Source organism: Fibrobacter sp. UBA2449 (assembly GCF_002342555.1).
Lineage (GTDB): Bacteria > Fibrobacterota > Fibrobacteria > Fibrobacterales > Fibrobacteraceae > Fibrobacter.
Genome location: NZ_DDQF01000020.1, coordinates 136,489 through 163,204, shown reverse-complemented (window position 1 = coordinate 163,204; position 26,716 = coordinate 136,489). Strand labels below are relative to the sequence as shown.

Here is a 26,716-nt window from a genome sequence, read left to right as displayed (position 1 = left end):
ATTTTTTTATTCCTTGTAGAAGAGGTCCAGGTTGCTCTCTACAGGCGTTCCCTTTTCGAGATTGCCGACAAACTCGTTGAACACGGTCATGCCGACGAAACGGCTGCTGTTTTCAACTTCGTCCTTGACGGCCGTTTCGACAGCGGAGGCTTCCGGTTCGATCTTGTTGTTCACGCGGACCATGACAGCACCGAGTTCCGTTTCGATGACCGGGCCCCATTCGCCAACCTTCTGGCCATTGAGCACCTTGTAGAGGTTCGTGCTCGCATAACCGAATCCGGGAACGAAACCTTCAGCAGAAGACTTCTGGTTCTGGAGGCTAACCTTCTCGATCTTTGTAGAATCGGCAGCGCCCTTCCATTCCTTCACCTTGGCGGCGACGGAGTTGAGATAGGCGGCAGCGGCAGCGGCAGACTTCTTGGCCTTCAGGTTGTTCTTGATAGCATCGAAATGCATATCCAGGTCGCGGGCACCAGCCTTGAGTTCCTTAGCCTTCACAGCCAAAGCGACATACTTGCTGTTCTTGAGAACCGGAGAAGCGATTCCGCTTTCGTCCGGGAGGTTTTCGTTGGGCCAAGCATACGAGACAAGGCCCCTCAGGTATCCGACAGCGGAAATGCTTCCGTTGTGGCCAATCCATTCAGATTCCTTGACTTCAAGTCCGCGTTCCTTGGCGGCAGCGGCAAAATCCTTTCCGGCATCGACTTCGGTCTTAATCCCCGTCAGGATGCGTTCGAGACTGTCAATCGTTTCGGAGGATGCGTTCACGACAAGCAGGATGTGGCCGACCTTGGCCGTCACGGCACCGGTAGAATCCGTCGTCTTGCCGAAGCTCTTGATGATATGGTAGCCATACTGGGAACGAACCGGTTCGGAAATGGCACCGGAATCAAGGGCGAGAGCGGCCTTCTCGAATTCAGGCACGAAAAGACCCTTGCCTGCGGGCTGTTCCAGGATGCCGCCGTTGGCAGCGCTGCCCGGGTCCTCGGAAGAGATGCGGGCCATTTCTTCGAAATCAGCCGTCGAGGACGTGTCGGCAAGCTGGAAGTAAATCGTCATCGCGTATTCGCGGATGCGTTCCTCGTCGCCGGCAGTCGCCGCAACAGGAAGCACGACGTAATTGAACTTCACTGCATCGTTTTCGACAAAGAAGCTATCCTGGTGAGCGTTGAAGTAGCCCTTCACCATGGCGGTATCGACGACATCGTCGGCAACGGCAAAATCGCTATTGGAAGCGAAAGCGATATCAACATCGAAATCGGTCAGGCGGCGGTTGGCCGACCACTTGGCTTCGAGCGAAGTCGGATGGACGGAAGCCCCGACCAGCACTTGAAGTTGACGCATCGGAACGCTCTTGGTCTTGAGTTCTTCTTCAATCTGGAGCATCGAGCCCCACTTGAAAGCTTCGGGAGTTTCGAGCCAAGCTTCGTAATCTTCCTTGGTGGCCGCGGTATCGACCATGAACTTGGGAAGACTGGCGATGTAGGCCTGGCTGCGCTGCATCAAGTCTTCCTGGGAAGTCGCCTGCTGCTGGATAGCGGCAAGACGGTACTGGGCTTCCTGCACCAAGCGGCTACGGACAGCATTGGAATTGTTCTTGAATTCGGCCTTGAGTTCAACAACCGAGGCTGCCAGTCCGGCTTTTTCAATCTGTTCGTCCTGCAGGATCTGACGGACGAATGAGCGAAGGACGTCGTTACGAAGCTGGGCATACTGTTCGTCATCGAGGTGCTGTTCGCCATTCTGGTTCTGCTGAATCATCTTGATACGGGTATCAAATTCGACAGAAGACACCTTGTGGCCGTTCACTTCCACAATCGGATAGCTCTGCGCCGTCTTGGGGACGCGGTCCATGGCAAGAAGACCGACAGCGATACCCACCGCGAAAATGACGATGACCCATTTAGCTTTTTCATTAATCCACGTTAACATAGATTAGACTCCATAGAAATTTTTGTCGGGGCAAAATATAACAAATAAATGCGATATATAATCAAGAAGGCTCTTTTTTTCTATCGTTGGGACATAAAACCAACCAACGGAGTTTGGTCATGTACGATATTCTAGTCCTCGGGGCCGGCATTTCCGGCCTCTCCGCCGCCATTCACGCGGCAGAAAAAGGCCTCTCGGTCGTTATTTTAACAAAGGGCGCAAAGCCGGATGGTTCATCGAACTACGCACAGGGCGGCATCGCGACCGTCACCGAAAAGACAGACAAGTTCAAGTTCCATATTGACGACACGCTCGAAGCGGGAGCCGGCCTCTGCAAAAAAGAGCCGGTGAACATCCTCACCAAGAGCGGGCCCGCGACCATCAAGCAGCTCGTCAAGTGGGGCGTGCAGTTCACCCCCTCGCCCGCCGACAAGACACAGTTCGACCTGCACCTCGAAGGCGGCCACAGCCACCACCGCATCTTGCATGCGGCGGACCTCACCGGCAAAGAAATCATGCGGGCGCTCCTCGCCGAGCTCCACAAGCACAAGAACATCCATTACATCGAGAACTGCTATATCAAGGACCTCATCTGCAAGGGCGAAGGCAAGAACAAGCGCTGCGTGGGTGCAAAGATTATCCACCAGAAGACGGGCCTTGTCGAAGACCTGCTTGCAAAGGCTTCCATCCTTTCGACCGGCGGTGCTGGCCGTATCTGGCAGTACACCGTGTGCCCGCCCGACAGCTGTGGCGACGGCATGGCGATTGCAGCACGCGCTGGCGCTGCCCTCCAGGATATCGAATTCATGCAGTTCCACCCCACAAGCCTTTACGCCCCGAGCCTCAAGAAGCCCTTCCTGATTTCGGAAGCGGTGCGCGGATTCGGCGGCATCCTCAAGAACTACAAGGGCGAAGAATTCATGAACCAGGTGCACCCGCTCCATTCGCTCGCGCCCCGCGACATCGTGGCCCGCGCCATCCACAGCGAAATGCAGCGGCTCGGCAAGCCCAACATGTTTATCGACCTCTCCGGCCGCACCCCGAAGGATATCAAGAGCCACTTCCCGAACATCTACGCGAAGTGCCTCGATGCAGGAATCGACATCACGAAGGAGTGGATTCCCGTGGTGCCCGCCGCACATTACATGTGCGGAGGCGTACTGGTCGATACTTGGTCGAGGACCGAGATCAAGGGCCTGTACGCCTGCGGCGAAGTCGCCGCGACGGGCGTCCACGGCGCAAACCGCCTCGCCTCAAATTCGCTTCTCGAAAGCGTCGTCTTTGCCATCCGCGCCGTCGACAACATCCTCGAAAGCGGACTTCTCAATGCGAAGATCGACGTGAAAAAATCCAACAAGAAAGAGCACGTCACCTTCACGAAGGGCGCCTACTGGCACAAGCGCAAAAAAATCCTCCAGGATACAATGTGGACACACTGCGGAATCGTCCGCACCGTCGCAGGACTCAACCAGGGACTCAAAATTATCGAAGGGCTTGAAAAGGACGTGGACGCCGCCGTCAAGAACAAGGAGACGGACAACTTCTACTTCATCGAATTCCTGAACGCTCTCCAGGTTTCGAAGATGATCCTGATTGCGGCGCTCCACCGCAAGGAATCTCGCGGACTGCACTACATCCTCGATTACCCGAATCCCGACCCGAAAACGAAACACCACACGATTTACCTGAACGACAAGAAGTAGGGCAGACAAGATGGCTGTGGCAAAAAAAACAAAGGACGCATTGCCGAAGCGAATCGGAGGCTACACGCCGACGCAGATGCTCGGGCACGGAGCCATGGGAAACGTATGGCTCTGTCACGACGAGTCGCTCGACCGCATGGTCATCGTGAAGCAGATGGTCCCGAAGCTTCTGGACCAGGATTCCTTCATCTACCGCTTCCAGCAGGAGGCGACCATCCTCGCCCACCTCAACCACCCCGCCATCGTCGTTCCTTACGCCCTCTGGAAAGAAGCCGACGGCCAGCTTTCGCTTTCGATGGAATTCGTGATGGGAAAGAACCTGCGCGAAATCCTCGATGTGTGCAAGCGTCCGCCCGTATGGGTCGTGATGGCGATCCTCCACGAGATATTCCTCGCATTGAGCGCCGTGCACCGTGCGGGCATCGTCCACCGCGACCTGAAACCCGCGAACATGATGATTGACCGCGACGGCCGAATCCGCCTGCTCGATTTCGGCGTCGCACACGTCGACAAACGCTACGAAGACGACATGACGCTCACCATGGCAGGCTCGCAAATCGGCACCGGCGCCTACATGAGTCCCGAACAGACCGTCGGAGACGATGCCACGCCCGCTTCTGACCTTTTCAGCATGGGCATCATCGCAAGCGAGATGCTCCTTGGCGAAAACGTATTCCGCGGACAGTCGCTAAACGAGACATTCCAGAATATCCGCAGGATGGTCATTGGCAAAAAGGCTTTTCCGCCGAACACACCAAAGGAACTGGTAAAGCTCATCACGCGTCTTCTTGAAAAGAAGCCCTCCAAGAGGCCTCTTTCGGCAGCCGACGCAGCCGCAGAGCTCAGCCGCATCATGCGAATTTACCCGCGCGACCTTACCCCCTACCTCGCCGACTGGGTCAACTCCACCATGAAGGGCGAAAAAACAACCATCGAGCCAGAAACATATGCAAACAGGTCCAAACTGATTATCGCGATTACCGCACTGTCCTCCATCGCAGTTACAGCAGGCGCATTCTTGCTCATTTCAAGCATCTAAAAGAACTTAAAGGTCACTATGAATTGGATTGACATATTCAGCCTCATTTGCATTCTCGTCTTGACACTCATCGGTGTGTGGCGCGGTTTCCTGAAAGGGTTGTTCCGCGTGCTCGCCTGGGCCACCGCCATCGCCGGCGCATATTTCTCGTACGACCTCCTGGGAAACACCATTGCGTCCAACCTGCAAATCGGCAGTTTCACCGTCAGGATTGTCTGCATCTGCCTCGGGTTCCTCATCCCGTTTCTCACCTTGTTCGTCGTCGGGCATTTCTTCGAAAAAAAAATCAAGGACACCTCGCTCGGAAAAGCAAACCGCATCCTTGGCGGCATCCTGGGTTTATGCAAGGGATGGCTCATCTGTTTCGTATTGCTGACCATCCTCCACATCCTGCCCGTTTCCGGCGACCTGCGCGAGGCTCGCAACGACGCTATCGCCTACAGCCTTTACAAAAGGAACATCGAATTGTTCGGATTCTCGTCCAAGGAAGTTGACCTCGTGGGAATGGCCGAAGAAAGGGCAAAGAAGCTCAGCAACGAATTAACGAACAAAGCCGTCGAAAAGGTCAAGGAATCCTCCGTCCAGGCCGCAGAGCAGGCCAAGGAAGCCGCCGTAAAAGCAATCGAAGAAAAGAAGGATTCCCTAGTCAAGAAGATTGACGCAAAAAAAGACTCCGCCGTTTCCAAGGTCAAGGAAAAGGCGGACAAGTAAGCGGCATGCCTTAATAGGCTAGCCGTTTCGCACAGGCTTCGGCTTCACGCACAATTTCTTCTTCGCCATCCACGTGGCGGCCACGCATTACGAACTTTCCGTTACAGACAACCGAATCGATGCAACTGCTGTCGGCAGCGTACACCCAGTTACTTACCAGGTTGTGGCCGGGCACCATCCGCTCGTTCTTCAGGTCGACCAGCAGGCAATCCGCGAGGTAGCCTTCCTTGATTTCGCCGGCATCCATTAGCCCGTAGGCGCGCGCAGAGTTCACCGTCGCCATTCTAAGCGCGTCGTGCGCAGGCAAAGTTTCCGCGCCACCCTGCACCTTCGCAAGCAACGCCGCAAGCTTCATCTCCTCGTGCATGTCGAGGTTGTTGTTCGAAGAATCGCCGTCCGTACCGAGGGCGACATTTGCACCGGCACGCAACAGGCGGTCAATCGGCGGGATACCGCTTGCAAGTTTCAAGTTCGAATTCGGGTTCAATACCGCCGTCGCGCCCGAATCCACGAAAGCCTTCATGTCGTCATCCGAGAGATGAACGCAATGCGCCGCAGCGAGGTTCGAACCGAGCATTCCCGCACGTTCCAACAGGCGGACCGGACTGCACCCGTACTGTCTTTCGCAATCTTCCAGTTCCTTTTTCGTTTCGGAGAGGTGCGTATGGACTATGAAATTTTCGGAACGGGCAAAGTCGGCACAGCGCTTCAGCAGCGTCTCGCCCACCGTATAAACGGAATGCGGAGCAACCGTAAGGCTTATGCGATCCGATTCACCCGTATGGGCAGCCAAGAACTTAAAATTGCCCTCTATCTGTTCTGCCGTCATGAGCGATTCCGCAAACGTCACGCCCACCGCCGCGCGTATGCCCATCTCCCCGACAACCTTGATGGTACGTTCGCGATGCCAGTACATGTCGGCAAAGAAAACCGTACCCGACTTAATCATCTCGAGAAGGGCAAGTCGACAAGCCACGTCGATATCGTCACCCGTAAGTTTGGCCTCGAACGGCCAGATGTATTCCTGCAGCCACTTCTGGAGCGGCATATCGTCGGCATACCCGCGCAAAAGGGTCATGGCCGCATGCGTGTGCCCGTTGTAAAACGCCGGGAGCACGGCAAAATGCGAGCAATCGACAATTTCGGCCCCATCGGCATCTGCCGGAGCAGCCGCATCCGCTATTTTCAGGAACCGCCCGTCCCCTATAACAATGTCCTTTCGCGACGTTTTATCGCATTCCGTCTCGACCAGGGCCGATTTCAAAAGTATTTTTTTCAATTTAAAGCCTATTTTTATATACCATGCTATTCTATATCGCAAAATAAAATATATAATAATCCTATGAACTACGACGAACTCGAAACACTACCCATTTCCAGAAATACCTTCTACAATCTGGATATCTTCAAGAACGTGCAGTTCGAAAAACTGGCGGGCTTTCTCCTTTCCTGCTCGACTGAAATTGTCGAACCGGGAACCAAGCTCATCTACCCGGAACTCGAGAATCAACGCCTGATTATCCTCCTGGAAGGCCTTCTCGAAGTCAAGCTCGAATCCCAGGGCGGAGAATTCACCGACACCATCAAACCCGGACACTGCGCCGGGGAAATGTCCATCTTCGACGACATCAAGCCTAGCGCAACCGTAAGCGCCAAGGAAAAAAGCAAGCTCCTTATCATCCCGGCAGACGTGGCAACGGTCATGGTCCACGCATCACACCAACTTTGCCTGAACTTCCTGCATATCCTGAGCCAGAGGCTCCGCAACAACAACAAGGTCGTCTGCGAGGAACAGTACCACATCCGCTGCATGGAAGAATTCGCGAAGATCGACCCCATGACCGGGCTCCACAACCGCCGCTGGCTCGAAGAGATGTACACGCGCGAAATCAACCGCAGCAACATTGGCAACTTCTCGCTCACCGCGTTCATGATCGATGTCGACCACTTCAAGAACGTGAACGACACCTACGGCCACCTCGCCGGTGACCAGGTGCTTATCTCTGTAGCAAGGACCCTAGTGCACAGCCTCCGCCCCTCCGACATGCCCGTGCGCTACGGCGGCGAAGAATTTACCGTATTCCTCCCCGGAACCACGACCAAAAACGCGAAGGTTATCGCCGAACGCATCCGCAGCAACATGGAAAACATGAGCGTGGTGCTCCCCGACGGAAACGTCATCCCTGTTACGGTGAGCATCGGCTTTGCCGAACGCGTTGACGGGGACACCGTCGCAAGCCTCATCGAACGCGCCGACCAGGCCGTCTACCAGGCAAAAGAAAACGGAAGGAACCGCGTCTGTCAGAATCTCGGCGGCGGCAAGTTCAATTTACTGTAATCGAAAAAAGAGCCGCCAAAGCTTCAGTTCATTGAATGTCATCCCCGCGCAAGCGGGCGGACAGCACTTGGCAACTTGTTGCTTAGTGCGCGTGGCCACCAAGGCGGAGATCTTTATTTGTTTTCAAGGAGTTTCTGTACCGATTGCGCATACGCCTGCAAGCTCGGGTCACGCGCGCCCATCAGCAAGATGGTATCGCCGGGCTGGGCGCATTCCACCATCTTTTTCGCGCACTCGTCGCGGTTCTCGATGTAGATTGCTTCGCAGCCCTTCAGCAACAGGTCGTCTGCAAGGTCGCCCGCACTTATATCGCGCGTGACGGTACCGCCCGCATAGTAGATTTCGCTGAAGAACATCATGTCGTTGTCGCGGTCGAAGTCAAAATCCTTCGGGCGGAGCGTCTTCGCGATAAATTCCACGAGGTCATGCCGCAAGAAGCGCGTGGGCCCAAAGCCATGCGGCTGGAACCAGGCAATCACGCGGCCCTCGGTAAAGTCCTGCGCACTCCTGATGCTTGCCGCAATCTTTGCCGGGTTATGCGCGAAGTCATCCACGAGGGTAACGCCATTGAACGTTCCCAATATCTGGTGGCGGCGGAACACGCCCGGGAAAGTTGCCAGCGCATCGGCACACGTATGGAGCGACACTCCGGCGCGAAGCGCGGCGGCGGTCGCCGCAAGCGCATTTTCCATGTTGTGCTTGCCCGGGAGCGGTACCTCGAAATTCACGAGTTCCGCCTTGTGGCGCACGCGGAACTTGATATGCGTACCCGCGGTCTTGAAGTCCGTGCCCTGCACGCCCACGTAGTTCTCGAACCCGAAATCGAATTCGCGGCCCGCGCTGAACTTCTTTGCCAGCGGGTGCGCATCGTTCACAATCAAAATCTTTCCATTGTCCAGAATATTGTGGCTGAACTTGAGGAAGATTTCCTGCAGTTCATCCATTTCCTTGTGGTCCTTGTCCACATTCAAAATCAAGCCGATTTCCGGCTCATAGCGCACGAGCGTTCCATCGCTCTCGTCAGCTTCCACCACAAGCCATTCGCCCTTGCCACTGACGGCATTGCCAATCTTCCCCTGCGCCTGCAGGTTCACGAGACCAGCGCCCGTCATCACGGAAGGCTGCAATCCGGCGTATTCCAGGATGTGGTAAATCATCGCGGTCACGGTGCTTTTACCGCTCGTCCCGCTCACCGCAATCGTGCGGGCTTCCTTCGAAATCTTCGCGAGCATTTCACTACGGTGCATAACAGGAACGCCGAGTTCCTTCGCGCGCTTCAAGTCGGGGTTCGTATCCTCGATGGCGGTACTCACCACCACGGCAGAGAGGCCCGCGACAATGCCCGAGCCATCCTGCGCAAAGCACTTGATTCCGCAATCTTCGAGCTGACCCATCACGAGCGGCTTTTCGCACTTGCCCGCAAGGAATTCACCGAACTGACGGTCGGACCCGCTCACCGCGACTCCCTTGCCCGCCAAGTACTGCGCGATGGCACTCATGCCCACGCCCGCAACACCGATAAAGAAATATGAATCAGTCATCGTCCAAGACCTTAAAAACTAAAGCAAATCCGGGTCAATCGTGGGTTCGTAACCGGGTTCCACGAAGTCCTCGGCAGAAATCCCTTTACGACGCGCGGACTTCATCTGCCTGATGAGTTTGCGTTCAGCCGCTTTCGCCCTGCGGTGCGCGGCCGTGGCAGCCTTCTCTGCGTGACGCTGGGCGCGGGTTTTACGCTCCTTCAGTTCCGGGAAGACGCATTCATCGAACTTGTCGAGCGATTCCTCATCGAGTTCGTCATCGAAACCTTCGTCAAAGCGGATGTCCGCATCAAACTCATGGAATCCTTCTTCCTCGTCGAACACGGGCGCATCTGCCGGGCATTCCTTTTTCAGGAGTTTCAGCACCTTCGCGAAAGGTTCTTCCATCGGAACCTTAAACTTCATCTTCTTGCCCGTGCGCGGGTGGATGAGTTCAATCTTCACCGCCTGCAGGAGCTGCGCCGGAGCTATTTCCAACATTTTCTCCGCGATTTCCTTCATCAGGGGCGGCACACGATTCAAGCTTTCCTCGCGGCCGTCATACAGCGGGTCGCCCACCACCGGGTGGCCCGTATAGCGGGTATGCACGCGAATCTGGTGCGTGCGGCCCGATTCGAGCTGCAGTTCGAGCAAAGTAGCAATCGCAAAGAACTGCTTTGCAACAAAATGCGTACGGCTTTCCTTGCCACCCTTCACCACAGCCATCTTCAGGCGATTTTTCGGGTTGCGACCGATAGGGGCATCAATGCAGCCTTCCAAATCGCGCGGGCAGCCCCACACAAGCGCATTGTAGGTGCGGTGCAGCGTGCGGGTTTCGAGCTGGTGCGCCAAATGCCTGTGGGCGGCGTCGTTTTTAGCCACCACCATGAGGCCCGGCGTATCCTTGTCCAGGCGGTGCACGATACCTGGACGAAGCGGGCCGTTGACTGCCGAAAGATTGTCCTTGAAATGATGCAGGAGCCCTGCGGCAAGCGTTCCCTTGCTCACACCGCTCCCCGGATGCACCACCAGGTTGCGCGGCTTGTTCAGCACGACAATGTCCTCGTCCTCGTACACGATGTCTAGCGGGATATCCTCGGGTTCGAGCGTACTCGAAGGCTTCTCGATAAGTTTTTCCACGACGACGACCATGCCGGTCTCCACGCGGAAATTCTTGGAAGCCGGAGCACCGCCGACTTTCACCTCCCCCGCGGCAATCAACTTCTGCACGTCGGTACGGGAAACGTTCTCCATGACGCCGACAAGGAACTTGTCGATACGTTCTCCGGAATGTTTTTCTTGTACGAGGTAGTTCATGCCTAATCCTTCGGCTCGGTTGCATCAGACTCCTGCGATTCCTGGTTAGCTTCGGGCGCCTTGGAATCGGCAAGTTTCTGTTTCTCTATTTCCTTTTCTTCCTTGATCTGCTTATGCAGTTTCTTCAAAACAACAGGCGACAGAATCACGATGGCAACACCTACCGTAACGAAGGAATCCGCGACGTTGAACGTCGGGAAACGTGTCATGATAAAGTCGGGCAAGTCGCAATCGATAAAATCGACAACCATGCCGAGGCGCATGCGGTCGATGAAGTTTCCGACGGCTCCGCCGAGAATCATCACCACGCCCAAGCGACTCATCCAGTCGCGCTTGTCGATGGACTTGTAAAACCATAAAAGTACAACAGTCGCGACAACCGAAATCAGCAAGAAGAACAGCCAAGGAGGCAAGAACGGCATCAGGTCCTGCGGGCGGCTGCTGAATGCGGCACCCTTGTTAAAGACCAGCTGGAAGCGCACGAATTCGCCAATCACGTTGATGATGTCGTGGTTCGGTGCGCCCGTCTCGTTCGTAAAGCGAGCGAGAGTCCAGAGTTTTGTCAACTGGTCGGCAACAATGCTAAAAACGATTACACCAATATGGAACGGCCACTTGTTATAGAACTTCATCAATACACCGGGCGACTAGACGCCCGCCTCCTTCTTCAAGTTGCTGTAGGATTTTTCAATCCACCCGTCCGAATAAAAATGCGTCGAAGTAGACTTGATAATCTTCTTCACCGTATCTCGCGAAATCTTCATCTTCTTGTCAGAAACGAAAAGCCCCGAGCCGTCACCAATGAGCTTCATGTTTTCGGCAGCCATGAACAGCGGCCAAAGGCAGAAGAGCCTCGTGCGCATCTTCAAGTTCGGCACAAGTTTCGTATAGGCAATCGCATCGTCCAGATGCTTCCACGCCTTCTTGACAAGTTCGCCCATCACGGCAGCGCGGCGTGCATCAAAATCGGCCCTCACTTCCTCAGAAACACCGGCCGGAGCAACAAACATCTCGTATGAATGCGCAAAGCCATGACGGCGGCAGATTTCTTCGGGAACAAAGCACACGCGACGTGCAGAATCCTCCACGCAGTCCTTCACGATGTTTGCGACCTGGAGCGCAAGCCCGAAGCTCACATCGAGCTTTTGCATTCGAGCCTTGCGGGCGTCTCCAATCAGGCACGTATCCGCAGCGAACAAGTTCGTGAGCAGCTTTCCGACGATACCCGCCACATAGTAGCAGTATTCGTCCAGATCGGCGACGCTTTCGAGCGTAAACCATCCCGAGCTCAGCGCCGCCTCCTGACGCAAGGCAAACTTCGCCATGCCGCGGCACATCTCGATAGTGACATCGCGGACCGGAGCCGCATAGACCTCCGGCAATTCCTTCAACAGAGGCACCACCACATGCGTATGCAGACAGAGGTTCATGTAGGGGTGTTCGGACTTGCGCCAGCTTTCGGGGAGCGCCGCCTCGAATGCGATAACAGCCTCCTCCTTCAAGTCGGGAGTGCGGAAAATGTCGGCAAACAGCCCGAGCAATTCTTCCTTCTCGGATGCGTTCATGTCGGGGTCGTCTTCCACCGTATCGGCAATGCGGAGGTAAAGGTAGGCAAGCAGGATGCTCTTGTGGAGTTTTCCCTTCAACACGTTGATGTTGAGCGCAAACGTCCTCGATACGAGAAGCAAAATTTCCTCGGCATATTGCCAGGCCTTTTTCCCGTCCAAAACTTCCTCGCCCATTCCGAGCGTGTCCAAAATATTCTTAGACATAGGTGGTCTCCGCATATACGTCGGGCGGAATCTTTTTGGTTTTCGCCATGGCGTTCACATATTTCCAAAGACGTCCGTGCGCTTCCGCATTCTTGAGCTTCTTGGTAAAGCTCCAGATGGTACGGTTGTGGACATCGGCCTCGCTGCGGAAATTGCCCTTGATTTCGGTCTCGTAGCGCACCTTGCGGTATTCAAGGAAATATGCAGACTGGAAAAGCTCCCCCGTCCGGCGTTTTGCCATGCCGCAAAGGACTAAGCCCAAGAGCAAAAACAGGGGGACGGAAGCAAAGCCGTAGAACCACGGCAAATCGCCCAGTTTCACCAGTCCCCATGCGACCGGAAGGACAGACGCTAGCGCAGCAAGCAATGTCCACACGACATCCAAGACAAACCAATAGCCCTTCCATTCGGGCACGAACGCCCACTTGTGACCCTTTTTCATCTGCTTTTTGAGATAAGTCGGGTAGGAAACTCGATAAAACCAGAAATAAAGCCCGACCCAAAAAAGAAGCGGGGACCAAAACCAATAATCCATACTTTCAAGAATTTGCATACGAGAGTAAATTTAAAAAATTAAACCGACAGTCAAAAACGACAATCTAGCAGCTAACCGCCAGTTCCGAAATGGCGAGAGCGGGGACCTTGATTCCGGAGAAACGGTCATAATACTCGTTCCCGACTCCAACGACATTCTGGATAATGTCGAAGAAGTTCCCGGAAAGCGTCACCCCATCAACCGGGTGCTGAACGACGCCATTTTCGCACCAGAACCCGTGCGCCCCGATGCTGAGCTCGCCGGAAACGGCGCTGCAGCCGGATCCACCTTCGAGACGCACGACCAGAAGGCACTTCGGGAACATCTTGAGGAGTTCCGCCGTCGAGGCCTCACCCGCAGGGACAAACATGTTCCAAAAAGTCGTGCCCATCTTGGAACCAAAACCGCGCGCAGCGTTCCCGCTCGAAGACCGACCCGCCTTGGCTGCGGTTTCAAGATTGTAGAGGGCCTCGTTAAAAATACCGTTCTTCACGACTTCCACACGGCGCGTGAGCGAGCCTTCGGAATCGAAGTAGACCTTGTTGCAGAAGTTTTCGGAATTCGGATCGCTCCACAGAGAAAACTTGTCCGAAGCAATTTTCAAGCCTTCCTTGTCCGCAAGGCGCGAAGTTCCCTTCTGCATGGATTCCGCAATAAACGGAGACGCATACATGTTCATAAAGCGTCCCGCAATACGTTCCGAGAACACTACCGGAATCTTGCCGCCTTCTATCTTTTTTGCCCCGAAAAGTTCCGTTGCATACGTCGCAGCCCTGTCGGCGATTTCCTTCATCGAGATTTCGTTCCAGTCGCGGCTGCTCTTTACGAAATTGCCAAGTTTGCTTATGCCGTCGCGTATGGCTACGGCCCCCGCCCCGACCGAAACCGAATTATCCCTGTCGGTGTAGAAAAGCCCGTTGCTGTTCGCCACTATCGAGATTTCGCGGTTCAAGTCCGCCCCCAGATAAGGGATGTTCACGATTTCCTTGGAACGTGCAAATGTTTCCTTTTCCAGCTCAATGCAAAAATCCTTGAGCTCTGCAAGCGAAAGCTTTTCGAGCGCAGGATTGTAGTTTGGGTTTCCTTCCGGAATCTTGGCGGGCGAAGGAAGCTTGATATTCACGGGCTCGGTCCATTGCGTATGGCATACGGCATCCCTGATGGTCTGCGCAATTGCCTCTTTCGTGAGGCGTTCGGTATGCGCGTAGCCGGGGCGACCATCCTTAATCACGCGGAGGCCAAGCCCTACGGAATCGGAAATTTCGGTATTCTGCACCTGCCCCTGGAAAACGGACAAGCCTTCGGAATGCGAATTCGAAGCGATAATGTCAAACTGTTCCGCCTCGCCCATCGCGAGATCGCACATACAAGAAACGGCATCGGTAATATTCATTATGCATTCCTCTTTGCTTTAGACGCAAGCATGCGCCAGTAGGCCGCAGGGCTACCCGTCACGGATTCGAGCGATTCGGCAAGTTCGCGGGTGATTTCCACCGTTCCCGCAATCAAGCCTTCAAGCGTTTCCATCGGCACCCCGATGCGGCGCGCGAATTCGGCCTTGTCCATCTTGAGCCACTCGATACCTTCCAGAATAGCCTGCCCCGGAGTGGGGGTTCCATGCCTTGCCATAAAGACCTCTATAATTCCACGTCTTTCCAACCTTCCGCACCGAAGCGGAGGTCGCGTTCCACGAATTCCCAAATTAACAATTTCTTGCCCTTGAGTACGCCGGCCTTGCGGGCAAGTTTCTCGCGCACCAAGGTCGAAGCGCCGCCATCACTCACAATGCTCGCTACCGGGCGGTTCATATTCTTCGCAAAGTGCGCAATCCATCCGGCGTTCACCGGCGAATCGGTCTGGTAAATGCGGCTGAAACTGTCTCCGAGAATCAAAATCTTTGCCTTGCGGAAATCGTCCTTGAAGGGGATATGTGAAGAATCGGAAACCACATGCCCGATTACCTTCTGCACTTTGAACACGCCGAACTTGTTGAGTCCGCTCATCTCGCCGATATCGCCCATGCGGTCGGCAACGGAATCAGATGCGACGTATTCCATAGACGGTTCGCCAATATCTACGATGCCCGCGTCCGCCATCTCGCTCACCTTGCCCGCAATCACGCCTGCCGCAAGTTCAGCTCCGCGCGGAGTCCAGTGCGTGTCGTCGTTCAGGTAGAGCGGTCCAAATTTAGCATCGTCAGCCTTCGCGGCAAGGAGCGGCGTGTACAAATCCACCGTATGGAGCCCGAGCCGTGCGAGCGAATCGAGAATCGCCTTGCCGTGGCCTGTGCTGTTAAAGCCTGCGACCGGGGATGCGCCGGTCAGCCTTTCGGGATAGATGCTCGGCTTGCCCGGAGTAATCACCACCAGGAGTTCCACGCCCTTCGCCTTCAGCTGGTCGCGGAATTTTTCAATCGCTGCAATCGGGTTATCCAGTTTTGCACTGCGCACATCCAGCGGGGACGGCTGCACCAGGAATTCCACGTCCTGCCGGTAGAATAGCCAGCGGTCTTCCCCCGCACCGAGAACCACCTTCTCGCCCGGATCGTTAAAGATATTCCACACCGCGAGCTGGTAACGCGGGCGCACCGCAAGCACCAGCGCATTCTCGTCTTCAACCTTCTTCTCGAAAGCCCGCAGGTAGCGGCTCGTCCATACGCCGTAATGCTTGACACCCGAAATTGCCCGCACAACCGAGAAATGCCCGAACTCGCCCACCACCGCCTTGAGAGTCGAATCGACGACCTTGAAACTTTCGGGCTCATCCTCGAGGCTTGCCAGCAGCGTGTCCGCCTGCTTGAGCAACTTGTAGCCCGCCTCCGCGGTATCGAGCGACGCATACGCGTTGACGGTCAGCGCGACCGCCTCCAAGTCCGAAAGCGCACCGATGACCGGTTCCAAAGCGTCCGCGGTTTCCGAACCAGCAGCAATGGATTCACGGGCGGTCCTCCAGGTGCTATCGAGCCTTGCCGAAAGCATCTCCATGCGCGACTCGCGCACGAACGGCGTATAAAGAACATCTTTGAAAATATCGAGAGAAACAAACCGTTTATCGCCACGCAAATCCGCAACGGTCTGCACCGTAAACGGCAGCAGCAACAACAAAGCAAATAGAACTACGATAACGAGATAAACTTTCTTCACGATGTAAAGTTAGAAAAAAAATTTGCGAGATCCCCACCATGGTGGCCACGCGCACTAAAGAGCATAGCTCTAAGTGCTGTCCGCCCGCCTTCTCCCCAAAGAGGATAACTCTACTATGGCAACAAGTTGCCAAGTATCGTATAGCGGGGATGACAACAAAAACGCTGGTGGAATCAACCACCAGCGTAATACCCGGTCCGCGACTCGAACGCGGAGCTCATCCTTAGGAGGGACGCGTTTTATCCTGTTAAACTAACCAGGCATGCAACCTTAGAACCATGCGGTTCTTCAAGTTCGCGACAAATATAACTAAAAGAGCCAGATTTGTCATCGGGGCGAAAGTTCGCCTAGTACGCGTGGTCGCAGTCGACGTTCTCCTTGCCCTTGATTCCGTTCGCACATTCGATAAGGCCCTGGAGTTCGCCGTTGCGGAACGTGCCCCAGCTCTTTTTGTCCTGTTTCTCAGTCAAGCAAACCTTGTTGGTCGTTTCGGGGTCGATTCCCTCAACCCCGTTTACCGGAATCCATTCATAGCAAGTTTCCTTGACGGTAAAGGTCATGTACTTGCCATCGAGTTTACCGTCGCGGTAGTTGCCGAAGGAGTATCCGAGGTCGTTCGGGCCATTGAGCTTGCCCTTCTTGTAATCGATGGTCACCTTGTCCTTGGGCTTGTTCTTCTCGCGCTCTTCCTTCATCTTGTTGAAGGCTTCCATGGCCTCTTCCTTGTCTTTCTTCTTCTTGATCTTGGAAATGCGCTTCAGTTCCTTCTTGTCGGCAGCTTCAATCGCCTTCACGTCTTCGACAAACGGGTAGTGGACCACGACCCTGCCATGAATCGTGTTATCCCAGTAGGGGATTTCGGCCATGAGGAAGCCCTTGTGCGAAAACATGTTGACTACGCCATGTACAGCGCCCTTGCGGTAAGGCACTTCGAGATGGAGGAAGTAATACTTTTCAAGCTTCTTATGGAGTTTCTTGTCAGTCACGCTAAGATTGTCCATCGCGCTGTAGCGGTAGAACTTGGCCGTACCGTTCTTGACTCCGTGGACATAGTCCACCGTATAGAGGACCTTGCCAAAATCCTTGCCCTGACGCGCCGGGAGCGTAAGGTCGTTGCCGTAACCCGTCTCGCGACCGTGGAACTTGCCTTCGGCATCCACGTGCATCACGTTCTCAATGTAGCCGTTCACGAGGAATCCCGACCATTCGTTTCCGTCCTTGCAGCGCACATCGCTGTAGTCCGGGAAACTCCCGATGGATTCGGGCAGCAGCTTTTCGGGGAGCCCGGAGATGCTGAACACCCCCTTCTTGTCCCAGTCCAGAAAACGTTCCGTCCCCGGACGTTCATGATACTGGAAAAAGCAGAGGACGCTATCGGAACGGTCCTTGCGTTCATCGAGATACTTGCCGAAATCGGTAAGATTGGAATCCTCCCCCTTCTTCGCCTTTTTCTTGGACTCGGGGAATTTTTGAGCGATTGCATCATGAACCTTGCCGCCCTCCTTGAAATCGGACAGCTTGAAGCTGCTGTTGTTCAGGTGGTCGACGCAGAGGTCGAGACTCTTGTTGTAGGTCTCGCTCGTATCGCTGCAGTCCTTCGCGCGGCAGGGATAAATTTCGAACGGCGGCAGGTCCCAGACCTTGTTCACCTTCGTGAGCACTTCGCCCTCCTGCCAGTCCTCGCCTTCGGTGTCCTCGACATTGAAGCAACCGCAAATCCACGCATCGCCATAGGTCTTGATTCCAAGGCGCTGGATTTCGTCCGCATTCACGTGCGCGACATTCTCCATCCAGCAGTCAAAATACTTCGAGCTGAATTGTTGTGCCTGTGCCGCAGCGACAACCGCAGCCAGGGCAACACAAACTTTTAAAAAGGTCTTTGTCATCTTTTAATTCCTTTACAGGAATAAAATATAGACAACTTTCCCCGAAAAAGAGCAAAGCAGAGCAAAAACAGCGTGTTTAGCCACCGGAGAGCTTGACCGTAAAGCCCTTTTTCTCCAGTTCTGTTTTCAAAATATTACGTTTGTCGCCCTGGATTTCGATGTTGAAGTCCTTCACGGAGCCTCCGACACCGCATTTTTGCTTGAGACCGCGAGCCAGATCCTTGAGTTCGTCTTCATCGAGCGGAATTCCGGAGACGACGCTTGCCATCTTGCCGCCCCCGAGGCGCTTTAACTGAATGCGCACGACGCCGTCGCCCTGCGGGCGCTCGACCTTCGGCTTTTCTTCCTTGACGCGGCCGACCCCGGTCGCAAAAACGAGCGTGGAACGTTCTTCGATAGACATGGCTACTCCTTGTCCGAAGATTTACGGTTCATGACCAATGCAACCAGGAGCCCGACAAGAACGTAGAACGCCACCGCCGAAACAAGGGCCAGGATATCGGAACCAGTCTTGTCGGAAACCTTGATAAACAGGAAAACCGAGCAGGGCATGGCGAGCAGAAAGAGAATGCCGGGAAGATGCTTCATGCCCCACAATATAGTTTTTCCGCAAATGAAGCGATGTCACTTCACTTCCAAATCGAACGTCTTGCCGTCGGCAGTTACCTTGTACCTGCCCTTGAACCCGCGAAACTTCGCGACACCGTCCGCACCGGCCTTCACCGTCGCCTCGGTAGTCCACACCTTGTGCCACAGGTCGTAGACACGCTTGGCGGCTGGTTTTTCGCGGCCGTCAGCGGCGACGATGCCTCCGTTCTTGACCCAGTGGCGGTTGTCCCAGAATCCCCAGAGCACAATTCCGTTGATAGCGGGGTGGCTAAACGCAGTACGGATGAAGGTCTCGAACTTTTCTGCCTGCACTTCTTCGGGGTCATTCATGCCTACCTGCCAGTCGCCAACGTCAAATTCGGTCACCTTGATCGGAAGCCCGAGGCTCGCAAGCTTGTCGAGACGTTCCTTGATGAGACCCGGCACAACCGGACGCAGGCCAAAATGGCACTGCACGCCGATTCCATGGACAGGGACCTTACGGGCGAGCATTCCCTTGATGAGGCTCACGTAGCGGTCCGTCTCCCCTGCCGCGACGACATTATACTCGTTGATGTAGAGTTTCGCGTCCGGGTCGGCACGGTGCGCCCAGACAAACGCACTGTCAAGGATGCCCCAGCCGCAAGTATTGAACGTGTAAGATTCATGCAGAGGTTCGTTCCACACGTCATATTCCGTAATTTTCCCCTTGTATTCCTTGAGGTCGCGCTCGATACGGGCCTTGAGGAACTTCGCGAAATCCTTGCACTGTTTCGCATTCTTGGGGTTGGAGTAGTGCTTGTCGAAACCATAGCCCTGGTGGCCCCACATGAGCGCATGTCCACGCAGCTTCCAGCCGTTTTCCCTGGTGAAATCCACGTAGCGGTACATCTCGTCCTTCAGAATCTTGCCCTTCTTGGGTTCGTATTCCGGCCACTTGAACTGGTTCTCGCTCACCGCATGCCAAAAGAGCTTTTTCGCTTCGCCCTTGTACCAGTTCTCGATGCTGTCACTCTTGTCGCTCGTGGTAATGTTGAGGGCGGTTCCGAACGGGAACGCATGTTCGACAAGCTTTACGGACACCTGGGAACCGGGAGCCGCCTTCACCGTGAAGTCCGCCTTGCGCAGGCTATCGATGCGGGTTTCCGCATTATTGTACCAGGCCGTATCCATGGCCTCGGACTTCTCGATTTCCACATCGTCCATCTGCAGCCAGCCCTTTTGCAGGCCTACATGGAACGTCACATTGTTGAGGCCATAACCCTTCTGGTCGGCAAGGAAGGTCATCGAGAACGTCTGCCACTTGTCGGTAAGCTGGAAGCTCCCGCTTTCTTTTTGACGATAGTCGGGCGGCCCGCCCTGCACCACCGCATTGATAGGCATGTTGCCCTTCGCCTTGAAGGTGAGCGTGTAATAGGCTGAATCGGCCAGCCACTGGGGCGGCTGCAGCTGGAGTCCCCACCAAATTTTAGGAAGATCCTTCACCACCACCTTAACGCCCTGCGAGCCGTCGAATCCAAGGCCGGGCTTGGCAAGCTGCATCTCAACCTTCGCCGGACCGTCGGGATTGTTCCACAGGTACCAGCCCCCGTCTCCATATTCCATATCGCCGTTGCTCAGCACGTTCTTCGCCATCGAGGGCGCAGCAAGAAAAGCGGCAGAGAGAGCCAGGGCAGTCGCAGTCTTCGAAAAATCCATAGTAAACCTCTTTTTTAGCACAATATAGATTGTGGAAACCAACGTTCACCCTATAAAATGCCTTTTTTCGTTTACAAGAAAAAACAGAAGTGTTTTATAAAAATATCAAAGTGTAGCAAGTGTATCAAGCCCGTATCATCGGTGATGGTACGGGTGGTTCTGCATCACCATCTGCACGCGGTAGAGCTGTTCTGCCATAATCACACGGGCATGGTCGTGCGTGAACGTCAGAGGCGAAAGCGACAGCAGCAGGTCCGCCGTCTTTTTCAGGCTCTCGTCGATCCCGTAGGCGGACCCAATCAAGAACACGATATTGCCCGAGAAGCGGTCACGGAGCGTGTCCGAAAGCTTTACCGTATCCATGAGTTTGCCCTCTTCGGAAAGGATGACGCGGCGGTATTCCGACTTCGGGAACTTTTTCTCGAATAGCGCGGCCTCCTGCGCAAGCGACTGCACGCGGTCATCGAGTTTTGATTCCTTGAGTTCCACGACCTCGAGCGGAAACATGCCGCCCCGCAAGCGCTTCACGTACTTGTCCACCTCGTCCGCGATAAACGGCGAACCGGCCTTACCGAAAACAGCGAGGACCCATTTCATGGCGCTAGCGGCCCACGCTCAGGCGGTCGATGAGGAAGCTCGGCATTCCCGCCTTGCGCATGCGTTCCTGCGTCTGGAACACATCGTATTCTACGCGGATGAGCCTCACGCACTTGGTCTCGGTATCGAGAAGGCACCAGCAGGCGCGGCAGTCGCGGTCGCGCGGTTGCCCGACACTTCCCACGTTTACGAGCAGACGCTCCGTATTCACGATGGTGTATTCGTACTCGTCCAAAATCTTGGGGATGGCCATCGGGCGGCTCGCGACAATCACAGGGCTGTGCGTGTGGCCAATAAAGCAGTAGGTGCCACGGAAATGGTCAAACGCCTCAAGCGCCTCCTCGAGGTCGGTCACGTAGACCCAGTCCGCAGGCGAAAGCGGAGAGGCGTGCACAAACGTGATGTCATTTTCTTCACGGATATAAGGAAGCGCCTTCAAGTAATCCGCCGATTCTTCGCTCAGGTGCGCCTGTGTCCAGTCGATTGCCTGTTTCGCATAAGGGTTGAACCCGACGCTCGATTCGTACTTGATGGCCACGCTATCGTGATTTCCGATAAGGCAGATATCCATGTTTTCGCGAGCGAGTTTTACACATTCGTCAGGGTCTGCACCGTAGCCCACCAGGTCGCCCAGGCAGACGCGCCTTTCGACCCCGTTTTCTTCCATGGACTGAAGCACCGCCTCGAACGCCGTCGCGTTGGAATGAATGTCAGAGCAAATTCCGTAAAGCATGGCAGCAATGTAGCAAAAAAATCTATATTTGCGCGCGTATGGAAGTTATCGAAGACAGGACAAAGGTCAGTATCGCCTATGTACTCAAGGAAAAGGGACGTATTCTCGAAGAAATTCCCGCCTCCTACCCCTTTGTCTACATTCACGGGTACAACAACATCATCCCGGGGCTCGAATCCGCTCTTGCCGGTCGAAAGCTCGGCGAAAGGTTTTCTGTCGACATTCCCGCAAACCTCGGGTACGGCCCCTACCGCGACGACCTCATCATGAAGGTGCCCAAGGCAGAACTCCAGGACGTGGGTGAACTCTGGCTCGGGATGGAGCTCGAGATGTTCATGGACAACGACATCCGCGAATTCCAGTTGCCCGATACCGCCGACGAATTCGTTGAAGACCTCAACCTCGACAGCGACGAAAGCGACGGCATCTTCATCGTCAAGGAAATCTACCGCGATTCCGTACTCGTAGACGGGAACCACCCCTTTGCGGGCAAGGACCTCACCTTCGAGGTGGAGGTCGTCTCCATCGAAGAACCGAGCTTCACGGAACTCGAATCGGGATTCCCGGACGACGACGATTATGAAGACGGCTACGACGACGGCTACAGCGACCGCTACGACGAAAAATTCTAACGCGCAGGCCTGCAGGCGCCTGTAGCCTACACCACCGTATTTCGCACAAACTAAAAGTCCCCCGGTCTAGGACCAGGGGACTTTTTTCAAGCTTTTCGCCTGTTGTGCGCTTGGCTACCGCGATTATGCTTCGTCAGCGAGCTCAGGGAGCTTCTTAATCACGTTGCGACGGCCATAGCGGACCTTGTTCGGGTCGAACTCGGTCGGAGTGGCAATCACCGGAGCTTCGGCGGCTGCGGGAGCGGCCACAGGAGCTTCGACAGCCGGAGCGGCAGGGGCAGCCGGAGTTTCAACCGGGATGCGCGGAGCGAGCGGACGGCGGGCTTCGGTTGCAACGGGAGCGGCAGCTTCGGCGGCCGGAGCCTGGACGGCCTCGGCAGGAGCTGCGACTTCGGCAGCCGGCTTGTTGAATTCACGACGCGGACGGTCGGGACGGCCTTCACGGCGGTCACGGCGCGGGCCACGGTCGGAGCGCTGTTCGTTGCGGTCACGGTTCTGGGCGGGCTGGGCCTGCTTGTCACCGCGAGCTTCCTTGTTGTTCTGACGATCCTTGCCATGGTCCTTGTTGTTGCGGTCACCGCGCTGAGCCATGTCCTGTGCGCTTACGGGGCGACGGGAATTCGGCTTCAAGTTCATGTCCGGGGTGAGCTTTTTAACAATCGGAGTATGGAGATTGTCGAGAACCTTGTTAACCTTAGTCAGGATAACGATGCTCAGAATCACTGCGACGAGCGACAGAGCAATTGCGATGTATGTTTCCATCTGGGCACCTCATAAATAAGGGTTAAGCCACAACGGAAGGCTGGAAAAGACCCGCCGCAGGGGTGATTGCGAGTGTGTGTAGTTTAGGGCCATCTTAATAGCGCTTCTAGGGAAGCTTGACGGCCAGGGGCTCCTATCCAGCGGACTTGAGTCCGGCTCAGGAATCTGGAGCAGGGCGGTTTTCGCCGCAGCGATGAACCGCAGGGGGCAATCACGGGCGGAAATTTAACAAAATTTTGTGTCAAAAAACGTTATACAAACGCTTTTTCAACAACTTTTTCCATTTTTTCGGCCATTGCGTCCCAACTCATGGTCAGGGCACGCTCGCGGGCGTTCTTTTCGAGTTCGGCAAGGCGGGCCTTGTCATGCAGAACGGCCGCGGCCTTCTCGCAGAAGCCCTCGGGGTCGTCATTCTCGTACAAGAGGCCGGTCACACCGTCCACCACGGAATCCTTGAGGCCAGCGACGTTGTTGCTCATCGAGATCGTGCCGCAGAGGTTCGCCTCGATGTTGTTGATGCCCCAGCCTTCCTTGAACGAGGGGTTGATGAACAGGGAGGAGCGGCTCAGGAGGTCGCGTTTCTCGTCTTCGGAGACGCGCCCGAGGAACTTCACGGAATCGCGCACGCCAAGCTTGTCCACCAACTTTTCGAGTTCGGCGCGGTAGTCCCCGCCACCCGCGACCTCAAGTACGACGCCCGGCACCAGTTCGCGGAGGCGCGGCATGGCGTTGATCACGAACTGCGCGTTCTTGTACTTCATGAGGCGACCCACGTAAGAAATCACCGGAGGGTCGGCCTTCTTCTCGGTCGGGTGGAAGTATTCCGTATCGATGCCCGGCTCCACCACCTCGATCCACTTGGCCTTGATACCCATGTCGGCAATCTCGTCGGCAGTGCTCTGCGAAATGGCGAGGAAGTTCTCGTTCTTGTAGAAGAGCGCCACCGCACGTTCCATCAGGTACACGTAAAGCGCCATCGGGAAGAACGCCTCGCGGAAAATCGACTTGCGGAAAAAGTGCATCACCATGTGAAGGCGCTTGACTTTCGTGTTGCACGGCGTGAAGAACGGAATCTTGTTCAAGTCCTCCACGATGAGGTCGTATTCGTGCTGGTGCTTGCGGGCGTAGCGGTGCGCCGTGTAGTTGAACAGGAACTTGTTGCCCGTGCGGATGGTGCGCATGCCGTCGACCACCTCTTCGTCGGGCAGGCCCTTCACGCTATGCGAAAGGACTGTCACCTCGTAGTTGCGGGCGTTGATGCGCTTGAAAATCTCGTGAAAGTACAGTTCGGCGCCACCCGCTTCCGGGTTCTTGATATCGCGCCAGTTGATAAGCAAAATCTTTTTCTTTTCCACGTTACGACCTGTTCAATTTCCGCGTGTAATATACAAATTTTCAGGTACTAGGAATCCGCAAGCGAGCGCATCCTCGCTACTGCTTCCTTAAACAGCGCCGGTTCCTGCAGGAGCGAGATAACCACCCAGCCATCTTCGTCAAAGTCGAAGAAGAACCCGGGCTGCACCAGCACGTGCTTTTCGCGGAGTAAACGGAGTGTGAGTTCCTCGTCGTCTTCGCCCAGGCGGATAACCGCATACCAGCCGCCGAGGACCTCGGGGCAGTACTTGGACGGGAAGGCTTCACGAAGGGTCTGCCAGTTCTGCAAAAGGCGTCCCTTGACGCGCGATTCGTAGGCGGCGGACTGCTTGAGGAGCGCGGTGCCGAGAGCCTGCGCCGGGGCGGACACGCTCAGGTAGGCGTCTTCCACGAATTCGAGTGCCGCGCGGATTTCTTCAAAGCGTTCGCGGGGCGCGTAGAAAACCATCCAACCGAGCTTGAGCTGCGGGGAACCTACAGCCTTGCTTAAGCCGTTCAGCCAGAATATGGGGCACTTGGGGCCGTCTTCGGGAAGGTTGATGAAATCGCCGCCGCCCGCATCCCAAAGAGACTCTCGCCCACAGTCATTCCCGCGCAGGCGGGAATCTCTCTTTCCGCCCATCAGGTATTCCCAACTACGGCGGACCTCCGGCGAAAAACCGTAATCGCCGAAAACCTCGTCCACCACGAGAATCATGTCGTTCTCTTCGCAAAAACGAACCGCCGCATTCCATTCCTCGCGCGACACGCAATGCCCCGTCGGGTTGTGCGGAGAGACCAGCAGCAGGATTTTCGCTTTCTCAGGAGCTGCCAACAGGCTGTCGGTATCGAGTATGAATCGAAAATCCACGCCCGATGTCATCCCCGCGCAGGCGGGGATCTTTTTTTTCTTCTCCCGTTGCAATTTTAAAAAGTACGGTGCACATTCCAGATGTTCCAGCTGGGCAAGCGTATCGAGCAGCGGATAGCCCGGCATCGGCGTGAGGATTACATCGCCCGGATCGCAGAATGTCTTGAACAAAACAGAGTATGCTTCGCTCGTACTAGCAGTCAGAATAATCTGGCCTGCGGTAAAGTTACCGCCGCGTTCGCGATAGTACTCCACCACCGCCTCGCGTGCAGACTTCCACCCCGCCGCATCCGGATTCCAGCAACCGAAATCCTTGCGCGTCTCCTCCACCGCTGCATCCAAGTCAATCGGCAAGCCAGCCTTGACCGGGCTGCTTACCGTCATGTCGATAAACGGGAGCGCGTTTGAGCCTGCACATTCCGCACACACATCGGCCTTCGCGCGTTCCAATTCGGCAAAGAACGGCGATGGGGAAAGATCTTTAGGCAAGCGGGAAGAAAGCATAGGAAGTGATTAATAGCTAGTCCTTAAGGCAACGAATACTCTTTCGATTATACATTCTAGAGTCGAACAGCGAAGCCTTAAAATACGCACCTGTCAGCCCCATTACACCAGCACAACCAGGAATTTCATCAGACTCCGAAGAACTCCAGAAGGAGGCATCATCACCATATTCCCATTCCCCCAACAAAGACTGTTTGCTTACAGGCAATGCCGTGAACCCATATTCATCCGTTCCGTTTCCACTAGGAACAAAACAAAAAATCGAATCATTACAGGGGATGTACCATCCGCCATATTCGCTAGCGTTCCAGCCACTCGTTGATTTTAACACCATTCCTGCCATGGAACCAGCGGTATCCAACTGATTACCTCTAAAACTCGTGTCAACCACAGCTCGAAGCAAAATCCACCATTCATCCCTTGTAGGCAAATGCCAACCTTCGGGGCAAATGCCCTGTACGGGGTAAGTCGGCGAACATTCATGCTCATGCCCGCAACCCTCACCATTCGTACTGAAAACGGCGGCGCTATCCATCGCCTCCGCCCATGTATAGAAGCGCCCGTACTCAACGCAATTGGAATCGGCGTCTCCAAAGCAAACGCTGTTCCCCGTTTCGAAGTTCAGGTTTTGCGCCATCCAGACCTGGTCACCAATTTTTACGGTCTTGTAAATTTGACCATCACGATCGTCAGTCAAGGATCCATATTCGCAAGTATCCGTGCTATCCGTCTTGCAAGGTGGCGTCGTCGGATTCATTTCGGGTAGCGAATCTGCCATATATTGCAGTGCCGCTGGAAGGGTATCCCATGCCCAAACGGAAGATGACGAATATCCGTTGTCGTCTGCGACACTGGAAGACGAATCGTCAACATCCGTAGACGAACCGTTATCGCCGCAAGCGGAGAAAAGCGCCGTCAAGAAGATGCCGGTTCCAAGTAGCAAAAGACTTTTTTTCACAAAATCCTCCTTTTTTCCGTAAATATACAATAAGTTCACTACTGAGCGTTACTTTATTCCGACAATGGAACAAATAGCTAGACAGAACACAAAAAACGGCGACGGAGAAAGATCTTTAGGCAAA

25 protein-coding genes and 1 tRNA gene are annotated in these 26,716 nt (G+C 55.0%); 5 read left to right on the top strand and 21 right to left on the bottom strand.

All coding sequences use genetic code 11. The annotated features are described in order from the left end of the window. Positions 1-6 precede the first annotated feature (6 nt). Positions 7-1,932, bottom strand: coding sequence for a peptidylprolyl isomerase (locus B4B27_RS13530; protein ID WP_290727164.1), 1,926 nt, complete (start codon positions 1,930-1,932; stop codon positions 7-9). A 119-nt stretch (positions 1,933-2,051) separates the two neighbouring features. Between B4B27_RS13530 and nadB the strand changes: the two genes are divergently transcribed. Genes nadB through B4B27_RS13515 form a run of 3 tightly spaced genes read left to right on the top strand, consistent with a single transcriptional unit; the run spans position 2,052 to position 5,385 of the window. Continuing rightward, positions 2,052-3,635 (top strand): L-aspartate oxidase, encoded by a 1,584-nt coding sequence (gene nadB, locus B4B27_RS13525; protein ID WP_290727163.1) that lies wholly within the window; start codon positions 2,052-2,054, stop codon positions 3,633-3,635. 16 nt (positions 3,636-3,651) lie between these two features. Then, positions 3,652-4,674 (top strand): serine/threonine-protein kinase, encoded by a 1,023-nt coding sequence (locus B4B27_RS13520; RefSeq protein WP_290727162.1) that lies wholly within the window; start codon positions 3,652-3,654, stop codon positions 4,672-4,674. Between the two features lie 18 nt (positions 4,675-4,692). Further along, the gene (locus B4B27_RS13515; RefSeq protein WP_173381512.1) at positions 4,693-5,385 is read left to right on the top strand and encodes a CvpA family protein; all 693 of its coding nucleotides are present in this window, start codon (positions 4,693-4,695) and stop codon (positions 5,383-5,385) included. 10 nt (positions 5,386-5,395) lie between these two features. Here the strand turns inward: B4B27_RS13515 and B4B27_RS13510 are convergent, their stop codons facing one another. Beyond that, positions 5,396-6,649 carry an amidohydrolase gene (locus B4B27_RS13510; protein ID WP_290727161.1) on the bottom strand — a complete coding sequence of 418 codons (1,254 nt, stop codon included), beginning with the start codon at positions 6,647-6,649 and terminating at the stop codon, positions 5,396-5,398. A 78-nt stretch (positions 6,650-6,727) separates the two neighbouring features. On the opposite strand from B4B27_RS13510, the gene B4B27_RS13505 reads away from it, so the two are divergent. Further along, positions 6,728-7,723, top strand: coding sequence for a diguanylate cyclase (locus B4B27_RS13505; RefSeq protein WP_290727160.1), 996 nt, complete (start codon positions 6,728-6,730; stop codon positions 7,721-7,723). A 113-nt stretch (positions 7,724-7,836) separates the two neighbouring features. Here B4B27_RS13505 and B4B27_RS13500 read toward each other — a convergent pair whose 3' ends face one another. The 15 genes from B4B27_RS13500 to B4B27_RS13430 all read right to left on the bottom strand — a co-directional run bounded on the left by B4B27_RS13500 (position 7,837) and on the right by B4B27_RS13430 (position 21,512). After that, positions 7,837-9,264: a UDP-N-acetylmuramate--L-alanine ligase gene (locus tag B4B27_RS13500; RefSeq protein ID WP_290727159.1), complete on the bottom strand. Its 1,428-nt coding sequence runs from the start codon at positions 9,262-9,264 to the stop codon at positions 7,837-7,839. Positions 9,265-9,282: 18 nt separating this feature from the next. Continuing rightward, positions 9,283-10,560 (bottom strand): RluA family pseudouridine synthase, encoded by a 1,278-nt coding sequence (locus B4B27_RS13495; RefSeq protein WP_290727158.1) that lies wholly within the window; start codon positions 10,558-10,560, stop codon positions 9,283-9,285. 2 nt (positions 10,561-10,562) lie between these two features. After that, on the bottom strand, positions 10,563-11,192 hold the full coding sequence (gene lspA / locus B4B27_RS13490; RefSeq protein WP_290727157.1) for a signal peptidase II: 630 nt from the start codon (positions 11,190-11,192) through the stop codon (positions 10,563-10,565). Between the two features lie 15 nt (positions 11,193-11,207). Continuing rightward, positions 11,208-12,332, bottom strand: coding sequence for a squalene/phytoene synthase family protein (locus tag B4B27_RS13485; RefSeq protein WP_290727156.1), 1,125 nt, complete (start codon positions 12,330-12,332; stop codon positions 11,208-11,210). Further along, entirely contained in the window at positions 12,325-12,774 is a 450-nt protein-coding gene (locus tag B4B27_RS13480) for a hypothetical protein (protein WP_173381509.1), read from the bottom strand. The genes B4B27_RS13485 and B4B27_RS13480 overlap by 8 nt, the downstream gene beginning before the upstream one ends. Positions 12,775-12,931: 157 nt before the next feature. Beyond that, positions 12,932-14,260: a TldD/PmbA family protein gene (locus B4B27_RS13475; protein ID WP_290727153.1), complete on the bottom strand. Its 1,329-nt coding sequence runs from the start codon at positions 14,258-14,260 to the stop codon at positions 12,932-12,934. After that, positions 14,260-14,496 (bottom strand): helix-turn-helix transcriptional regulator, encoded by a 237-nt coding sequence (locus B4B27_RS13470; RefSeq protein ID WP_173365455.1) that lies wholly within the window; start codon positions 14,494-14,496, stop codon positions 14,260-14,262. Before B4B27_RS13470 ends, B4B27_RS13475 begins: the two co-directional genes overlap by 1 nt. A gap of 8 nt (positions 14,497-14,504) precedes the next feature. Further along, positions 14,505-16,010, bottom strand: coding sequence for an alginate O-acetyltransferase AlgX-related protein (locus tag B4B27_RS13465; protein ID WP_290727150.1), 1,506 nt, complete (start codon positions 16,008-16,010; stop codon positions 14,505-14,507). 189 nt (positions 16,011-16,199) lie between these two features. Beyond that, positions 16,200-16,272 (bottom strand) — tRNA-Arg (locus B4B27_RS13460). 85 nt (positions 16,273-16,357) lie between these two features. Further along, positions 16,358-17,896 carry a hypothetical protein gene (locus B4B27_RS13455; RefSeq protein WP_173365453.1) on the bottom strand — a complete coding sequence of 513 codons (1,539 nt, stop codon included), beginning with the start codon at positions 17,894-17,896 and terminating at the stop codon, positions 16,358-16,360. A gap of 76 nt (positions 17,897-17,972) precedes the next feature. Next, entirely contained in the window at positions 17,973-18,299 is a 327-nt protein-coding gene (locus tag B4B27_RS13450; RefSeq protein WP_290727149.1) for a stress response translation initiation inhibitor YciH, read from the bottom strand. A gap of 2 nt (positions 18,300-18,301) precedes the next feature. Then, positions 18,302-18,484: a hypothetical protein gene (locus B4B27_RS13445; RefSeq protein WP_290727148.1), complete on the bottom strand. Its 183-nt coding sequence runs from the start codon at positions 18,482-18,484 to the stop codon at positions 18,302-18,304. A 36-nt stretch (positions 18,485-18,520) separates the two neighbouring features. Beyond that, positions 18,521-20,182 carry an endo-1,4-beta-xylanase gene (locus B4B27_RS13440; protein ID WP_173365450.1) on the bottom strand — a complete coding sequence of 554 codons (1,662 nt, stop codon included), beginning with the start codon at positions 20,180-20,182 and terminating at the stop codon, positions 18,521-18,523. A 135-nt stretch (positions 20,183-20,317) separates the two neighbouring features. After that, a complete protein-coding gene (locus tag B4B27_RS13435; protein WP_290727147.1) occupies positions 20,318-20,779 on the bottom strand; it encodes a 23S rRNA (pseudouridine(1915)-N(3))-methyltransferase RlmH in 462 nt (153 codons plus the stop codon). 4 nt (positions 20,780-20,783) lie between these two features. Next, entirely contained in the window at positions 20,784-21,512 is a 729-nt protein-coding gene (locus B4B27_RS13430; protein ID WP_173365448.1) for a metallophosphoesterase family protein, read from the bottom strand. A 38-nt stretch (positions 21,513-21,550) separates the two neighbouring features. On the opposite strand from B4B27_RS13430, the gene B4B27_RS13425 reads away from it, so the two are divergent. Beyond that, the gene (locus tag B4B27_RS13425; RefSeq protein WP_290727145.1) at positions 21,551-22,144 is read left to right on the top strand and encodes an FKBP-type peptidyl-prolyl cis-trans isomerase; all 594 of its coding nucleotides are present in this window, start codon (positions 21,551-21,553) and stop codon (positions 22,142-22,144) included. 123 nt (positions 22,145-22,267) lie between these two features. Here the strand turns inward: B4B27_RS13425 and B4B27_RS13420 are convergent, their stop codons facing one another. The 4 genes from B4B27_RS13420 to B4B27_RS13405 form a co-directional block, all read right to left on the bottom strand. Beyond that, positions 22,268-22,906 carry a hypothetical protein gene (locus B4B27_RS13420; protein ID WP_290727144.1) on the bottom strand — a complete coding sequence of 213 codons (639 nt, stop codon included), beginning with the start codon at positions 22,904-22,906 and terminating at the stop codon, positions 22,268-22,270. Positions 22,907-23,157: 251 nt separating this feature from the next. Continuing rightward, positions 23,158-24,261, bottom strand: a complete 1,104-nt coding sequence (locus B4B27_RS13415) for a glycosyltransferase family 4 protein (protein WP_290727143.1) — start codon at positions 24,259-24,261, stop codon at positions 23,158-23,160. 47 nt (positions 24,262-24,308) lie between these two features. Beyond that, positions 24,309-25,634 (bottom strand): pyridoxal phosphate-dependent aminotransferase, encoded by a 1,326-nt coding sequence (locus B4B27_RS13410; protein WP_290727142.1) that lies wholly within the window; start codon positions 25,632-25,634, stop codon positions 24,309-24,311. Between the two features lie 16 nt (positions 25,635-25,650). Further along, positions 25,651-26,592 (bottom strand): fibrobacter succinogenes major paralogous domain-containing protein, encoded by a 942-nt coding sequence (locus B4B27_RS13405; RefSeq protein WP_290727141.1) that lies wholly within the window; start codon positions 26,590-26,592, stop codon positions 25,651-25,653. Positions 26,593-26,716 lie beyond the last annotated feature (124 nt).

Bases quoted from the DNA above. Each gene is read 5' to 3' on its own strand.
- B4B27_RS13440 (WP_173365450.1), bottom strand. From the start codon at position 20,182: ATGGATTTTTCGAAGACTGCGACTGCCCTGGCTCTCTCTGCCGCTTTT.
- B4B27_RS13410 (WP_290727142.1), bottom strand. From the start codon at position 25,634: ATGCTTTCTTCCCGCTTGCCTAAAGATCTTTCCCCATCGCCGTTCTTT.
- B4B27_RS13475 (WP_290727153.1), bottom strand. From the start codon at position 14,260: ATGAATATTACCGATGCCGTTTCTTGTATGTGCGATCTCGCGATGGGC.
- B4B27_RS13515 (WP_173381512.1), top strand. From the start codon at position 4,693: ATGAATTGGATTGACATATTCAGCCTCATTTGCATTCTCGTCTTGACA.
- B4B27_RS13485 (WP_290727156.1), bottom strand. From the start codon at position 12,332: ATGTCTAAGAATATTTTGGACACGCTCGGAATGGGCGAGGAAGTTTTG.
- B4B27_RS13500 (WP_290727159.1), bottom strand. From the start codon at position 9,264: ATGACTGATTCATATTTCTTTATCGGTGTTGCGGGCGTGGGCATGAGT.
- B4B27_RS13450 (WP_290727149.1), bottom strand. From the start codon at position 18,299: ATGTCTATCGAAGAACGTTCCACGCTCGTTTTTGCGACCGGGGTCGGC.
- B4B27_RS13505 (WP_290727160.1), top strand. From the start codon at position 6,728: ATGAACTACGACGAACTCGAAACACTACCCATTTCCAGAAATACCTTC.
- B4B27_RS13430 (WP_173365448.1), bottom strand. From the start codon at position 21,512: ATGCTTTACGGAATTTGCTCTGACATTCATTCCAACGCGACGGCGTTC.
- B4B27_RS13495 (WP_290727158.1), bottom strand. From the start codon at position 10,560: ATGAACTACCTCGTACAAGAAAAACATTCCGGAGAACGTATCGACAAG.
- B4B27_RS13530 (WP_290727164.1), bottom strand. From the start codon at position 1,932: ATGTTAACGTGGATTAATGAAAAAGCTAAATGGGTCATCGTCATTTTC.
- B4B27_RS13470 (WP_173365455.1), bottom strand. From the start codon at position 14,496: ATGGCAAGGCATGGAACCCCCACTCCGGGGCAGGCTATTCTGGAAGGT.
- nadB (WP_290727163.1), top strand. From the start codon at position 2,052: ATGTACGATATTCTAGTCCTCGGGGCCGGCATTTCCGGCCTCTCCGCC.
- B4B27_RS13425 (WP_290727145.1), top strand. From the start codon at position 21,551: ATGGAAGTTATCGAAGACAGGACAAAGGTCAGTATCGCCTATGTACTC.
- B4B27_RS13455 (WP_173365453.1), bottom strand. From the start codon at position 17,896: ATGACAAAGACCTTTTTAAAAGTTTGTGTTGCCCTGGCTGCGGTTGTC.
- B4B27_RS13480 (WP_173381509.1), bottom strand. From the start codon at position 12,774: ATGAAAAAGGGTCACAAGTGGGCGTTCGTGCCCGAATGGAAGGGCTAT.
- lspA (WP_290727157.1), bottom strand. From the start codon at position 11,192: ATGAAGTTCTATAACAAGTGGCCGTTCCATATTGGTGTAATCGTTTTT.
- B4B27_RS13445 (WP_290727148.1), bottom strand. From the start codon at position 18,484: ATGAAGCATCTTCCCGGCATTCTCTTTCTGCTCGCCATGCCCTGCTCG.
- B4B27_RS13420 (WP_290727144.1), bottom strand. From the start codon at position 22,906: ATGGAAACATACATCGCAATTGCTCTGTCGCTCGTCGCAGTGATTCTG.
- B4B27_RS13435 (WP_290727147.1), bottom strand. From the start codon at position 20,779: ATGAAATGGGTCCTCGCTGTTTTCGGTAAGGCCGGTTCGCCGTTTATC.